The organism is Ensifer sp. YR511 (assembly GCF_900103045.1).
Taxonomy (GTDB): domain Bacteria; phylum Pseudomonadota; class Alphaproteobacteria; order Rhizobiales; family Rhizobiaceae; genus Ensifer; species Ensifer adhaerens.
The window spans coordinates 174,556-189,365 of record NZ_FNGR01000010.1 but is presented as its reverse complement, the minus strand read 5'-3'; the positions used below and the strand labels follow the sequence as shown (position 1 = coordinate 189,365).

8 protein-coding genes are annotated in these 14,810 nt (G+C 63.5%); 4 read left to right on the top strand and 4 right to left on the bottom strand.

The genetic code is table 11. From position 1 onward, the window contains the following. Positions 1-104: 104 nt before the first annotated feature. The 4 genes from BLU15_RS18940 to BLU15_RS18925 all read right to left on the bottom strand — a co-directional run bounded on the left by BLU15_RS18940 (position 105) and on the right by BLU15_RS18925 (position 6,237). Positions 105-1,370 (bottom strand): alkyl sulfatase dimerization domain-containing protein, encoded by a 1,266-nt coding sequence (locus tag BLU15_RS18940; RefSeq protein ID WP_082566288.1) that lies wholly within the window; start codon positions 1,368-1,370, stop codon positions 105-107. Between the two features lie 122 nt (positions 1,371-1,492). After that, a complete protein-coding gene (locus tag BLU15_RS18935; RefSeq protein ID WP_090297116.1) occupies positions 1,493-4,549 on the bottom strand; it encodes an AsmA family protein in 3,057 nt (1,018 codons plus the stop codon). A 99-nt stretch (positions 4,550-4,648) separates the two neighbouring features. Beyond that, positions 4,649-5,593 carry a DUF817 domain-containing protein gene (locus BLU15_RS18930; protein WP_090297114.1) on the bottom strand — a complete coding sequence of 315 codons (945 nt, stop codon included), beginning with the start codon at positions 5,591-5,593 and terminating at the stop codon, positions 4,649-4,651. 161 nt (positions 5,594-5,754) lie between these two features. After that, positions 5,755-6,237 (bottom strand): hypothetical protein, encoded by a 483-nt coding sequence (locus BLU15_RS18925; protein ID WP_051659098.1) that lies wholly within the window; start codon positions 6,235-6,237, stop codon positions 5,755-5,757. A gap of 541 nt (positions 6,238-6,778) precedes the next feature. Here BLU15_RS18925 and BLU15_RS18920 point away from each other — a divergent pair. The 4 genes from BLU15_RS18920 (at position 6,779) to BLU15_RS18905 (ending at position 14,521) form a co-directional block, all read left to right on the top strand. After that, positions 6,779-8,521, top strand: coding sequence for a hypothetical protein (locus tag BLU15_RS18920; protein WP_060517689.1), 1,743 nt, complete (start codon positions 6,779-6,781; stop codon positions 8,519-8,521). Positions 8,522-8,650: 129 nt separating this feature from the next. Further along, a complete protein-coding gene (locus tag BLU15_RS18915; RefSeq protein WP_244496837.1) occupies positions 8,651-10,687 on the top strand; it encodes a type I secretion protein in 2,037 nt (678 codons plus the stop codon). A gap of 21 nt (positions 10,688-10,708) precedes the next feature. Next, positions 10,709-13,174, top strand: a complete 2,466-nt coding sequence (locus BLU15_RS18910; RefSeq protein ID WP_060517687.1) for a type I secretion system permease/ATPase — start codon at positions 10,709-10,711, stop codon at positions 13,172-13,174. A gap of 6 nt (positions 13,175-13,180) precedes the next feature. Next, on the top strand, positions 13,181-14,521 hold the full coding sequence (locus BLU15_RS18905) for an HlyD family type I secretion periplasmic adaptor subunit (RefSeq protein ID WP_034787518.1): 1,341 nt from the start codon (positions 13,181-13,183) through the stop codon (positions 14,519-14,521). Positions 14,522-14,810 lie beyond the last annotated feature (289 nt).

The following is a 14,810-nucleotide window of genomic DNA, read 5'->3' as shown; positions in this document are numbered from 1 at the left end:
CTAAAGCCTGTCGCGTCACAAAGGATTCACACGCCAGACTGTAAGCTCTTGTTTTTATGCGTCTCGTTGCCGCAAAACCGATGCACAGTTTTGCGCGACATGCATTAGCCTTTGGAGCGCTGCTCGGCCTCGCGTGCGTAAACCGCGAGGAAGGCCTTCCCCATCAGCGAATTCTCGTTCTCGATGCTCTTTCGCAGGACCGCGGCCCGAATTGCCTGAATGGCCCGGTCGTCGGGTGCGGCTGCGCTGGCGAATTCCACGAGTTGCACCGCGAGGCGAAAATTCCCAGCCTCCGATAGGTGCGTGGCCCGCTCCGCAAGCTTTTCGGCGCCGCCGGCAAGAGCGGCCAGTTCCGATGCGAGATCGGCAGTCCTCGGCGGCTTGAGATGGGCCGCGTCACCATCGAACCAGCCGGCATAGAAGTGATAGATGCCGCGGACGAGGAATTCCGGGTCGTCGTATTTCGCTGCCAGATAGGGCTTGCCCAGATATGCCTCGGGCACCTTCACCGCATGCAGAACCGCGTCGAGGCTGGCGCCCCTGTTGAGGAGCGCGAGCGTTTCACGCACGAGATGCTCGAGCGCCTCTGCCCCGTGGCGCAGCATCTCGGCCGCGCGCTCTTCGCCAAAGACGACCGGACCGTGACCGGGAATGAGGACCGCCGGAGCGAGCGCCTCCATCCGCCGAAGTGCCGTCGCCCAATCGGCTGCATAACGCTGCACCTTGCGCGGATTGCCGGCGTTCGGAAACACCCAGATGACGAAATCGCCGCTCGCAAGGACACGTCGTTCCGGTAGCCAGACGAACGTGGCATCGTCGGTTTCGCCTCTGCCGTGAAAAAGTTCGATCCGCTCGCCACCGACGGACAGTGACAGGGTATCGTCATAGACCGCGTCCGGTCGCCGCTGACCGATTGGGTAGATGTAGCCCGGTTTGTTGAACTGCTGGCTCTGCGCGATGCTGTTGTAGCCATGCGAAGCCTCGTAGCGCTCCATCCGCCGCTTCACGTTGCGGTGGGCGACGATCCGCGGGCGCGCTAGCCCACGCGCATCCGCTTCCTGGTCGATGACCGTGATCCCGCTGGTATGGTCGATATGGCCATGCGTGAAGATGACGGTGTGTATGGGGCTGTCGTCCCAGGAGCGTATGACGTCGAGGGTCTGCTTTGCCGTTTCCGGCTTCGCGGTGTCGATTAGGACCAGACCTTCGCTGGTACGGATGGCCGTCACGCTGCCGCAGAAGTAGGTCGTGTGGACGGTGATGATGTTGTCGGCGACATGGGTGATGGCGCCGTGCGAGACCGCGGCGGTCCATTCTTCCATCTGAGCCGTGCCGTCCCACAGACGCTCGAACAACGGGTCGTGTCTCATGGTCTTTCTGTCCTCGAAGCAATCGCCGACAGCTTTAGCATTGCCGGCCGTGGTTGGAAGCCGGCACGTGTGGTCTTGTGGACATGCCTCAGGTTTTGGGCTGCATCATCTGAGACGCTCGCTCATTGAAGAAGCTTGAACAGCTTTCCCAAAGTGCCGCTGTCCTGTGCCGGTTGCTCGGCTTCTGCAGCGGGTTGCTGCTCCGGCTGCGGCGTTTCCGGCGCCGGCTGTTCGGCAGCCGTGTCGGGCGGAGCTTGCCCATCGACGGGCGGTGCCGCCTCGGGCTCGGTGCCGCCACCGCCGATGATCTGCTCGATGGAGAGCTCGCTGCCTTCGTCCTTCGGCTGCTTGCCGATCGCACCGCTGAGGATGTCGCGAAGCTTTCCTCCCTTGCCGTCCCCGGACAGAAGCTCATCGAGCCCCAGCTTGCCGGTCGGCAATCCGAGCTTCTTCAAGGTCGAAAGCGCGGCATCGGGGTTTTTCAGAAGGCCCGAAAGGTCGGGATAGATGCGCGGAGCGGCAAACGACCCTTCGATGACGACGGGCACGCCGATGCCTTCGGTGGCGATGTCGGCACCCTGGCCCTGCAAGGATGCGACCACGCGGGGATCGAGGCGGAAGTTCAACTGGTCCTCCGGCAGGTTTGCCTCGCCTTTGCCGCTCATCCGCACGAGGGGGCCGACGAGCTTGATGTCGTCGGTGCGCGCAACGCCGTTCTCGATGGCAAAGGATGCCCCGAGTTCGGTAAAGCCGGTCGCCTTGTTGTCGTTCTGCTTGAAGCCGGAGGACATCAGGCCGACGAGATTGTTGTAGACGTCGGCAACGTCGATCCCGCGAATGGCGCCGTCGGAGAAACGGACCTCAGCCGTGCCCTTGAGCGATCGCTTGAGCGTGCTGGTCGTGCCGCCGGCGCCTGCAATGTCGAACGTCGTCTGCAGCGCGCCTTCGAGATGCTTGAAGTTTGCAAGGTCGGTGAGCAGTGGTGCGGCCGAGGCGCCCGATATCGAGGCCTTCACGGCGATAGACGGCTCCGTGCCGGATCCGTCGGCGGTCAGGCTCGCGGCCACCTGGCCGCCATAGAAGGGGCTATCCGGAATGTCGAGGTTCGCGATGCCCTCGGAGATCTTCAGGGAAGTTGCGACCGGCCCGACGACGACGCGGCCGTAGGCGAGTTTTTCGGCATCGACCTTGATGGAGGCATCGATGGAGCGAAGTGCGGACAGATCCAGCGGACCATCCGGGGCAGGGCCACCACTCGCTTTGCTTTTGGCCTTCGCCTGCGGCGCGGCCGAAGGCGCGCCGGCCAACCGCGCGAGGTCTAGTTCCTTGAAATGGAGCGCGCTCGAAATTTTGAGCGGTGTCCCGAGTTCGACCGCGCCATTGCCGCTTCCTTCGACCCCGTTGACCGAGAGCGTGGCCTTCTGGAATGCGACGCCCGCAGCGCTTGCCTTCACGTCGCCATTGAAGGCGAATTGCGTGATGCCGCCCGCGTCGGCCTGACCGATCCAGGCAAGAAGCGCTCGCAGGTCTGCGGCCGCGAAGTTCAGCTTGCCGGCGTAGCTGCCCGCAAGCGCCGCCTTGCCATCCAGCGCAAGCGTCGCTTCCTTCGTGCGCAGGTCGAGCTTCAGCGGGATGTCGCCCGCACGGGCATTGGCGTCCATGAGCAGGTCGCGGACCGGTAGGGTAAGATCGATCTCGGCCGGTTTGCCCCGCCACTCAAGGCTGCCCGCAAGACGCATTGGCTTGGCCAGGCCCTCGATCTTGAGGGCGAGTTTCTTTGCCTTCACCTCGGCCATGGCCGGATCGGCGATGCCGGGAATGACGATGGTCGCGTCACGCAGGCTTGCGCCGCCGGTCACGTTGATCGTCTTGCGCACAGAGTTCGCGCTCAGTCCGCGAAACGCGAAGGCCGTGTCCATCGTCACGGTTCCCGACAGCGGTACCGATTGGCCGACCAGAGCCGCGAGTTTGGAAACGTCGAGCCCGTTGCTGACGACGCGGCCCTGGAAAATCGGCTCGGCGGCGCCGACGTCGGCGGCGAGATCGGCGGCAACACTGCCGGCGTCGATGCCGAGATGCTCGAGCCGCCCGGTCAACTGCCCGTCCTTGAGGGTCGCCGTCAGCGCGACGTCGGATGCGGAAATGTCACCAACGGCAAGGGCGCCGACATTGACGCTGATATCGGCGTCAAAACCGGCCAGCGCCTGCAGGCCTGCAGCTGCCTTGGCCTTGTCCGTCCGGCCTGCCGGTTCCTCGGGCTGCGAGGAGGATGCGGCCGTCTCGCCGTCATCGAGAAATGCGCTCAGATCCAGCCGCTCGGCGTTGAGGTCGGCGAGGAACCGCGGGCGGCTGCCCGGCACGAACAGCGCGTCGAGTCCGAGCGCTTCGTCGCCGATCGTAAGCTTGCCGCCGCGGATCTGGTAACCGCCATTGGCATTCAGCGCTACCTGGCCGCTGGCAGTCAGTTCGGTGAGCCCGGCCGCAAGCTGGGGCTCGGCCTCCAGGGAAAGGCTGAGTTCGGCAGGCTTGTGCTCGAGCAGCGGACGCAAAGGCGAAACGGCAAGCGTGACATCGTAGCGCCGGCCATCGACGCCGGCGCCGGCCGAGAGCGACAATTCGCCATCGATATCCGGAACGGCGAGCGTAAGATCGAGATCGCTGACGACGTCGACCGAACCGCCGGCGCCCTCCTGCCGCAGCGTTCCCTCGCTGATCGAGATCTTGTCGATGGCGCTTTTCTCGAGGAAGGCGACGAGGGCGGCGAGCGGATCGCGCGTTTCGCCCGTGCTCGCCTGTCCCGCCTCAGCCCCCCCGTCTTGCGCAACCGCTGCGGCCTCTGCCTTCGGCCGCAGCGCCACGACAGGGCGTACAAGCCTTACTTCCCTCACGTGCAGGCGGTCGGACCATAGCGAGGAGAGCGTCACGGAGCCCGCGACTTCGCCGATCTCGGCGGTCATGCCGTCGGCATCGAGCGAGACGTTTTCGGCCACCACCGCCAGATGCGGGACGACGGAAAGTCTGACCGGGCCGTTGAGCGCGATCGCGCTGCCGGTCGCGTTCGAGAGTTGCCGTCCCAGTTCGGCGCGCATCCAGTCGCTCGAAACGAAGCTGGGCAGGATCATGACTGAAACGACAGCGAGGACGCCGAGCGCCAGCAGGCAAAGAAAGAAACGCCGCATGTTTCCCCTCGTTGCGAAAGCGATTGATTCGGTATCGTTTTCCAGCGCGCGCCGTTTTGCAACTCCTGGGGCGATCTGCCTTCTCGTCGTACGGTTGCGCTATCGCGCGCCGACACCCTTTCCGGCGATGGCTGCATCGCCCATCTCGACGGCTGTACTCTCGGCCACGGCTGCCGGAGCGGCAACCGCGCGCGGACGATGCACGAGCGTGACCAGCACGAACGACAGGATCATCAGCAGATACCAGGCGCCGAGCTTTTGCACGGAGACCAGCGTCCAGCCGGCATGCTGCGAGGGATAGATCCAGGCCCGCGACCAAGTGCCGATGTTTTCGGCGAACCAGATGAAGAGGGCGACCAGCAGGAAGCCCACGAGCAGCGGCATGCGGTGGCGAAAGCGGAAGACGCGATAATGCACCGTGGTGCGAAGGAAGAGGATCGCGGTCAATCCGAACAGCGCGTAGCGAAGGTCGATGATGTAGTGGTGGCTGAAGAAGTTGACATAGATGGCAAGGGCCAAAAGCAGGGTCGCGATGAGCGGCGGATAGTTGCTGTAGCGCATGTCGAGAATGCGGGTCACGCGCGCCAGATAGGAGCCGACGGCGGCATACATGAAGCCCGAAAACAAAGGCACGCCGCCGATGCGGAAGAAGCTTGGCTCCGGATAGATCCAGGAGCCGACGGAGGTCTTGAAGATTTCCATCAGCGTGCCGACGACGTGGAAGATCAGGATGACCTTGGCCTCGGCGATGGTCTCGAGCTTGAAGACGAGCAGTGAGATCTGGATGGCGATGGCGCTCAGGAACAGGAAGTCGTAGCGGGCGAGACCACTACCTTCGGGCCAGTAGAATTTCGTTGCCAGCATCAGGGCCAGCATCGCGCCGCCGAAGAGGCAGGCGAAGGCCTGCTTGATGCCGAACACCAGAAATTCGGTCAGGCCGCCAAGGAAGCCGCTTGCCGGAAGCCGGTCGAGCACGCCATGCGCCGCAGCGTCGATGCGCGCCTCAAGGCTCGTAAACCGCCTCTCCTCGGGTTGTCCAACCATCCGCATCGCCTCCTTTTGCCGTCGCTGCTGCGATGGCCTGACAATGCGGTTGAATTGTGGATGGCTGGAAACCGGGCCGTGTGGAGGTGGCTGCCGCGCATCCGCCACCAGCGGCGGCAGCAGGATTGCGGCATGCCGTCGTCTGCGCTCGTGGCGGGTGATCAGCGCGGGAAGGCGTAGCGGTCGACGATCGCCCAGATTTCCCGGTTGACCTCCTGCAGCTGCTCGATCACCTCGTTGATCCGCGCGATCTCCGCCTCGTTGATCTGCTCGATCTTGCCGTACTTGATCGTGTCCTTGCTGTCGAAGATCGCCATCAGTTGCGTGCTCGCCTGATCGCCGGTTTCGTCGAAGGAATAGATGCAGTGGCTGTACTTGTTGCGGAGTTTTGCCTGCCGGCCAAGCTGTTGGGTAATCGAAAGAATTTCCTGCCGCTGCGCGGCAGGCGTCTTTCCCATCTTGGTCAGCCGCTCGACGAGTTCGATGCGGGCCCGCGTCGTGTTCAGCGTCAGGAAGATGACGATCGCGGTTTCCTTGTCGACCCGGGCGAGGCCGGCGATGAGGTAGATGAGCAAACTCTCCGTGTTCGTCCACGTGTAGTTGAGTTGTCCGATTAAGAGGAGGATTTCGTGAAATCTTGCCATGGGCCTTCCAGTGCTCGCCGGTTGCCAAATGCCACACCACTGCTCGTCAGAATACTGCATTCCTGCGTCCAGTAAATTCGTTCCGACGATGGTCGCGCAGGCCCGGAAATGCGGCGCTCGGGCCCTCTCCGGCGCGTGGCCAGCCGTCGGGTGACGGCCATATTTTGCCTAGCCCACGGGTGAAGGTTTCTGCGTCTCGTCGCTAGCCCGCGAAGGTTAGCCCGAACTGACAACTTACAATGCGTGTCGGTTTTAGACAGAGTCTCCTCTGCAACCGGCGAGCAGGACGCACTCAGGCCCCCTTTGGGCAAGCTCTGCATCGAATGGAATACCCAGTTGGGAACCTGTTCCGGTCCTCTCGACCAAGTAAGGGGAGAGGCAACAAAAGCGATCAAAGTATCGACAGATGGGCGACTAGGCGCCCGGAGGAAAACACCGTTACTGAGTTCAACAAGTCCAACACGTAGCCCGCGCATGGCCCAAATCCGCGTAAGAGAAGAATGCGGCTCGGCTGTCGCGGCCTCAACTCGAGGTAATCGTCATGAGTAAGGACAAGAATATCCTGTGGCCATGGGATGACAGCCAGTCTCAAGATCAAGACCAGGGACAAGGACAGGGCCAGGGTCAGGGACAATTGCAGGCGGAGCTGCAAGGCCAGCTTCAGGGACAGGGACAAGGCCAGGGCCAGGGGCAAGACCAGGGACAGGGCCAGGACCAAGGTCAGGGCCAGGATCAGGGACAATCGCAGTACAGCGAGTCCTACAACGGCAATCTCAACGGCAACGGCAACCTCAATGGTAACGGCAACGCCAATGCCAACGGGAACGGCAACCTGAACGGCAACGGCAATGCCAACCTGAACGGCAATGGCAACGCCAACCTGAACGGCAATGGCAACGCCAACCTCAATGCCAACCTCAACGAAAACAGCACCCATGTCGACGTCGACAGCAAGACGACCGTCGACGTGGACGTCGATCTCGACCTGAGCGGCTACAAGCCGTCCGACGACGACTTTGCCGATATCGACAACTCCTCGATCCACGGCATGGCGAACACGAGCTTCAAGGACATCCTGAACGGCTCGATGAACGGCAACAGCAACGTTGCCAACGTGTTCAGCCAGAACGCCATCATGTCGGATGACGACAGCGCCTCTGACATCAACAACAGCGGCACGCTTAACCAGAACGGCAACGCCAATGCCGGCGACGCCCGCTCGGGCGACGGCATTCAGGCCGGCGCAGACGGTGGTGAAGGCGGAAGCAAGGCCTATGCCAACGGTGGCGACGGCGGCGATGGCGGCCATAGCGTTGGTGGCTTCGCGGGCGCTGGCGACGGCGATGGCGGCGACGCAGACAACAATGCCGATGCGACCGGCGGTGCCGGCCTTGGCGGCATTGCAGCCAGTGTTGGCGTTGGCGGCGGCAGCTCCAGCGGTGACGCAAATGGCGGTACGGCGACAGCCGGTGCCGGTGGTGCCGGTGGTGCCGGCCTCGGCGTCGGCCTCGGTCTCGGTGTCGGCCTTGGTGTCGGCGCGGCAGCCGGCGGCGACGGCGGCAGCAATGGTGCCGGCAACGGTGGCACAAGTGGCGACGTCACGAGCGGCCCGGCAGGATCTTCGGATGCAGGTGACGGCGGCGATGCCGGCGGCTTCATCCTTCCAATCCTGAACCTCGGTGGCGACGGTGGCGACAGCAACGGTGGCAACAGCGTAGCGGTTGGCGATACCGGCAGTGCTGACGGTGGTGATGCCGGCGATGCCGGCGACGGCGGCGGCGCTTTGGGTGCTGGTCTTGGCGCGGGTGCTGGCTTCGGCGCCGGTGCAGGCGTCGGCGGTGCCGGCGGCGGTGGTGGCGATGCCTATGCCGGTGGCGGCTCTACGGGTGACTCGACCGGTGGTGACGGTACCGGTGGTGCAGCGACCGGTGGTCACGGCCTCGGCGGCCTCGCGCTCACGGGTTCGTGGGCAGCCGGCGGCGACGGTGGCGATGCCTACGGTGGCCATGCACTCGGTGGTGCCGGCGGTGCCGGCGGCGCGGGTGGCTTCGCGACGAACGGTGATGGCGGTGCGGGTGGCAGCGCCGGCATGTGGGGCTCGTACAATGGTGACGACAGCTTCGTCGAAGGGCTCTCCTCGGCTTCGGCAGACGCAGTTATCGACACCAACGCCTTCAACCAGCAGATCGTGCTCGGCGCGAACCTGCAGGGCAACACGATCGACATGACGGTCGTCGGTGGTGATTACACGACCACTGCCGTCGGCGACGACGACAACACCTGATCGGTGAGGGGGCGTCGATCCGCGTCTCGCGGGATCGACCCGAGAATGACTGCGCGGGAAGCTCTCGCGCAGTCAGGCACGACCCGCCAAGCCGGCGGGGACTGCCGACGACAAGAGGAGGGCCTGACCTTGTATTCCGCAAAGATCACCGAGGCCATTGCCCATTTCATCGGTCTCTTCGAACTCTCTACCGAAGAGGCGCGTCTGCGTGAAATCCATGAGAAGTTCGACCCGGATCGCGACGTCCACAAGGATCCGAAGGAGCTCGTTTCTGCGCCGGTCAAGGTGCACGCACCTTACGATCTCGACGACTTCAACCCCGACGTCCCGTACAAGCCGGTCGGACCGGACATCTTCATGCCGATACCGGACGGCTATGCTGGGGTGTCCTTCCCCGAATACCCGATTTTTGGCGGCTCCCTTGGCCGCGCCAGCTCGGAAGCCTTCCTGCAGGGCGCATCGCCGAGATCGGCCTCGCAGGTGGTCGAGCCGCACATCAACCCGCCGGGCTCGGTGGTGGTCTACAGCAACCAGACCGCCGAGCTTTCGGACAATGATTTCGTCAGTGTCGGCGGGCATGGCCTGAAGTCCGGCCTGCAGATCGACAACAGCGCGACGATGGCCGAGCTCATCGACGCGACGCAGAGTATTTCGCTGCTCGGCGAGACGGATGTCGCCGGCTCCAGTGACGCGATCGCCAGCCTCGTTGTCGGCACGGCCGAGAGGCTTGAGGCATTCTCCACCGGCGGCGAAGCGGAGGCCGGGGGGCTGAGCGTCACCCATTTTTCAGCCAGGGCCAGCACGCTCGAAGGCATCTATGTGAACGGCGTGATCGTTGAGGAAGCGCCGGTTCTCAAGGATCACCTGCCGGACCCGGACGAGGCTTCCGATGCGCCGGACGAGCCCGAACTGTCGAACGACGGGGTCGAAGTCGAGGGCGGCATCGCCTATGGCGAGGGTGCCGTCGCGGTCGACACTTCGGTCGAGCTGGAAGCGGGCAGCAACACGCTGGTCAACTCCGTCGTCATCACCAGCGACTGGCTGCAGGCCGAAGTGCTGGCGGTGGCCGGCGACCACGTCGAACTCAACGCGATCGTTCAGGTCAACACCCACTATGACAGCGACCTCGTCAGTTCCGCGCTGAGCGGCAACAATATTGAGCAGCATGCTACCCAGGCGTTCAACATCGCCATGTTCAAACATGTCGAGCCGGCGCAGACGACGCATGCCGACACCGCCGACTTCCCCAAGGTCTGGGCCATCACCGAGGTCAAGGGCGACCTGATGATGGTCAACTGGCTCCAGCAGTTCACTTTCATGTCGGACCAGGACACGGCGATCCTCGCGGCTTCGGGCTCGAAGCTTTCGATCGTCGGTGGCGACAACACGGCGGCCAACCAGATATCGCTGCTGGAGCTCGGATACCGCTTTGACCTGATCTTCGTCGGCGGCAGCGTCTTCGACGCCAACATCATCCAGCAGACGAACATCCTGCTCGACAACGATCTGATCGGTGCCGTCGGCGGCTTTCACACCAGCGGCGCCGGTTCGGTCTCGACCGGCGGAAACCTGCTTTGGAACTATGCCGGAATCGTCGAAGCTGGCAGTGCAGGCCCGGTCAATCCGATGTCGGACGGTTACCTGTCCGCGCTGCAGGATCTGTCGGAAGGCAAGAAGCCGTCGGGCGACGACTTTCTGCATGATCCCGCCTTTGCCGGGCTGAATGGCCTGAGGGTGCTCTACATTTCCGGCGACCTCATCAGCCTCAACTACATCCAGCAGACCAACATTCTCGGCGACAGCGATCAGGTGACGCTGGCGATGAACGCGCTCGAGGCGCGCCCGGACGCGGACTGGACCATTTCCACGGGCTCGAATGCTCTGCTGAACTATGCCGGGATCGTCGATGTCGATACGGGCAAGACGATCTATGCCGGCGGCGGCGCCTATTCGGACGAGGTGCTCATCCAGGCGGAGCTGGTCAAGAACGATCCCTATCTCGGTAGTCAGAACCCGGATGCGCTGGTCAGCGAAGCGGTCGTCTTTCTCGGCGACGACATGCTCACTCCGGATTTCGGCCACCAGCCGCAGGATCAGATCTCGCCGAGCCATGGGCACGGCATCGATACGGCCAGTGCCGACCCCATGCACAGCATGGTCGCCTGATGGGAGTGCGGGAGGATAGTCATGACCGACCGCACCAATCCGTCTCGGCCAGTGTCTGCCGAAACCGGCGCCGATGCCGCTTCGCGTGCGGAGGAAAACGGAACACGGCCGGAAGCATCCGGCGCCGACGCCGCGCGACGGCAGTTTCTGCGCAAGCTCAATCATCAGGAACACGTTCTGGACCGTGCTGTTAGGGAGATCGACGGGGTGGCGGACCAAATAAGAAGAGTGGCGGCAAACGGCGCCGGCGAGGATGGCAACTGGACCCCTTCACCCGTTTCGCCTCTTCCCGGATCGGGCGTTGCCGCAAGGCCGGTACAGATCACCGGTCCGACACCCGGCCTCGCACCGGCGCGCGCTGCTGCACCGGCCGCACCGATCGGGGTCGCGCAGGCGTCACGCGCACAGATGGGAACGCCACGGGCGGATGCCGCTGAGACGGTCAACGTCACGTCGCGGCCGTGGCCTCCAAAGACCGAGCCCGTGGCCAGACCCGAGCCGGCTCTGCGCGGCGAGGCGACGGTCGAGCGCCGCCCGTTGCAGGAGGAACCAAAGCCGGAACCCTGCATCGAAAAGCCGGTCGGAAAACCGGTTGCCTGGCCGACCGCGGAGATGAAGGAGAGATATTCGCCTTCGGGCATGGTGGTGATCGAAGCCGACCGTGGGCCGATCAAGGCCGAGCCGCGGTCGCCCGACAAAGGTGGCGGATCGTCCGACAAGGGCGGCGGCGGAGGCGGTGGAGGGGGCGTGTTCCACAAGCGCCTTGGCCCGGTCGATTTTTCGGCGAGCCTCAGCGCTGGTCTCAAGGCGATCCGGCAGAACCTGATGATCGTCATGCTGTTTACGATCGTCACCAACATCCTCGTGCTTTCGATCCCTGTCTATCTGTTCCAGATTTCGGACCGGGTGCTGACCAGCCGCTCCGTCGACACGCTGGTGATGCTGACGGCGATCATCGTCGGCGCGGTGCTGCTGCAGTCGGTTTTCGACGCCATTCGCCGCATGATCCTGATGCGCACCGCCGTGGAGGTGGCCGCGCAACTCGGCGCGCCGATCCTGAGCGCGGCAGCGAGAGCCGCCCTGCATAGCAACGGGCGCGAGTACCAGACGCTTGGCGACCTGCAGCAGCTTCGCTCCTTCCTCGTCTCCGGCACGCTGCTTTCGTTTCTCGATGCGCCGATCGCGCCGCTCTTTCTGGTGGCGGTCTTCCTCATCCATCCGCATCTCGGGATAATCGTCGTCACCTCAGCCGTTCTCCTCCTCATCGTTACGCTGTTGAACCAGAAAGCGACGGCTGCGGCGTTCGGCGAAGCGACCAATTTCCAGACCAAGGCCAACCTTCACCTCGATTCGATGTCGCGCAACTCCCAGATCATCAACGCACTGGCGATGATCCCGGAGGCCGTGCACATCTGGGGCAAGGACATGGCCGGTTCGCTCAAGGCCCAGGTGATGGCGCAGGACCGCAACATCGCCTTTGCGTCGCTGTCCAAGGCGGTGCGCCTCCTGACACAGGTGACGATGCTCGGTTGGGGCGCCCATCTCGCCCTCAATGGCTCGCTCACCGGTGGCATGGTGATTGCGGCCTCCATCATCGCGGGCCGCGCGCTTGGACCTATCGAGGGCGCGATCGAGGGATGGAGCCAGGTCATCCAGTCGCGTGCTGCCTATGGGCGCATTTCCGCGCTGCTGAAGACGTCACCGCTCAATTTCGAACGGTTGAAGCTGCCGCGGCCCGAAGGGCGCCTTGATGTCGAGCGCCTGCTTTTCGTTCCGCAGGGCACCAAGCGCGTGGTGCTCAACGGAATTACCTTTGCGCTGGAGCCCGGCGATTCGCTTGCCGTGATCGGCAGTTCCGGTGCCGGCAAGACGACGCTCGGCAAGATGCTGGTTGGATCCATCCTGCCGACGTCGGGCAACGTCCGGCTGGATCTCATGGACCTGAGGAACTGGGACCAGCGGCAGTTCGGCGAAAGCATCGGCTACCTGCCGCAGGACGTGCAGCTGTTTCCCGGCACGATCAAGGCCAACATCGCCCGCATGCGCGAGGATGCCACCGACGCCGACATCTACGCCGCTGCCAAGCTTGCCGATGTTCACGACATGATCGCCATGCTGCCGCACGGATACGAGACCGTGGTGGCCGCCGACGGCTCGCCTCTATCGGGCGGCCAGAAGCAGCGCGTCGCCCTTGCCCGCGCCTTCTTCGGCAACCCGCGCATGGTTGTGCTCGACGAGCCCAACTCCAATCTCGATACCGCCGGCGAGGCGGCGCTGACGCGGGCGCTGACGCATGCCAAGCGTGAGAAGATCACGGTTGTCACCATCACTCAGCGACCGGCGCTTTTGAACAGCGTCGACAAGGTTCTGCTGCTCGTCAACGGCACGGTGGCGCTCTTCGGCATGCGCCAGGACGTTCTCAAGGCACTCGCTTCGCGTGGGGTGAATACCGAAGGCAACCCGCTCGAACAAAACCAGCTTCCGTAGGCGATCATGAGCGACATGGCCAAAGTACAGGATCTGACCTGGTACGCAGAGGTTCCGCGTTCAATCTGGCAGCATACGATGATCGGCCTGGTGCTGATCGTCGTGACCTTCGGCGGCTTTGGCCTTTGGGCCTTCACCGCGCCTCTGGCGGCAGCCATCATCGCCCAGGGCAGCTTTGTCGCAACCGGGCAGAACAAGGTGGTCCAGCACTTCGAAGGCGGGATCATCAAGGATATTCTGGTGAGCGAGGGCGACCGCGTAACCGTGGATCAGCCGTTGGTGCGGCTGGACGAAACGGCCGCACAAGCGAATGAGAGGCAGTATTTTCTGCGCTGGGCGCGGCTGGAGGCGATCGTCGCCCGGCTGACCGCGCAGGCGCACGGTTTGAAGCAGATCGTGCTGCCCGCGGTTCTCACGGAGCACGTCAAGAAAGATCCTGAGATTGTCCCGATCGTGCAGAGCCAGGAGCTCAATTTTCAGACCTGGAGGAGCAAGCTCGACAGCGATATCGGACTGTTGAAGCGGAATATCGAGAGCCTGGAGTTCCGCTCGCAAGGTTTTCAGGAGCAGCTGAAATCGGTGCGCGAGCAACGAGTCCTGCTCGAGGAGGAATACATCGGCAAGAAGACGCTTTTGGCCAAGGACCTGATCCGCAAGACGGAGATCAAGACCATCCAGCGCGCGATCGCCGATGCAGAGGGCCAGATTGGCCGTCTGATGTCCGAAGTCTCGGAGACCGGGTCCCAGATCCTCAAGCAGCAGCAGCAGGTCAACCAGACCGAACAGAGCTACCAAGAGGCTGCGCTCGACGAATTGCAGAAGGCCGAGGGTGAACTGGACACAGTGCGTGAACAATTGCGCGGCGCCACCAATGTGCTCCGCCGCGCGACGATCAACGCGCCGGTGACCGGCACGGTCATCAGGATGCATTTTCATACGTCCGGCGGCGTCATCGAGAGCGGCAAGCCGATCATGGAAATCCTGCCGGCCGATGTACCGCTCATCATCGAGGCGCAGGTGCTGCGCACCGACGTCGACAATATCCGGGTCGGCGAGAAGGCGACGGTGCGGCTGACCGCGCTGAACCAGCGCACGACGCCGGTCCTCAATGGGCAGGTCTTCTACGTGTCGGCGGACGCCCTGCCGGTGCAGACGCATGAGGGCACGCGCGAGGTCTACCTGGCGCGCGTCAGCCTTCCGGCAAGCGAGCTTGCAAGAGTTCACAATTTCGTCGTGACCCCCGGCATGCCGGCGGAAATTCTGATCCAGACGGCGGAGCGGACCTTCTTCGACTATCTCACCAAGCCGATCCGCGACAGCATGGCGCGCGCCTTCATGGAAAACTGACGGTTTCGCGCGGCAGAAGCGCCTACGACGTCGGAATACGGGCGGCGTGAAACCCGTTTCCGCCTGCCCGCGTTTCGCCGGCATCACCGGCCGTTCGATCGCATTTACGGCGGCTCTGGACCGATGCGCCGGTATTGCGCTGCGCGCATAGCGCATAGCTGGCTTGCGCAAAATCCGCCTACGATTTGGGCAGAAACCCTGTATATTCACCTCATCGAAGCAATGCATCTCCTCCCGCAGAGCTTCGATGCGGTGAACGATCTCCTCCTCCCATGGATCGTTCACGAGA

Coding starts and splice junctions, on each gene's coding strand:
- BLU15_RS18940 (WP_082566288.1), bottom strand. CDS start 1,370: ATGAGACACGACCCGTTGTTCGAGCGTCTGTGGGACGGCACGGCTCAG.
- BLU15_RS18935 (WP_090297116.1), bottom strand. CDS start 4,549: ATGCGGCGTTTCTTTCTTTGCCTGCTGGCGCTCGGCGTCCTCGCTGTC.
- BLU15_RS18930 (WP_090297114.1), bottom strand. CDS start 5,593: ATGGTTGGACAACCCGAGGAGAGGCGGTTTACGAGCCTTGAGGCGCGC.
- BLU15_RS18925 (WP_051659098.1), bottom strand. CDS start 6,237: ATGGCAAGATTTCACGAAATCCTCCTCTTAATCGGACAACTCAACTAC.
- BLU15_RS18920 (WP_060517689.1), top strand. CDS start 6,779: ATGAGTAAGGACAAGAATATCCTGTGGCCATGGGATGACAGCCAGTCT.
- BLU15_RS18910 (WP_060517687.1), top strand. CDS start 10,709: ATGACCGACCGCACCAATCCGTCTCGGCCAGTGTCTGCCGAAACCGGC.
- BLU15_RS18905 (WP_034787518.1), top strand. CDS start 13,181: ATGAGCGACATGGCCAAAGTACAGGATCTGACCTGGTACGCAGAGGTT.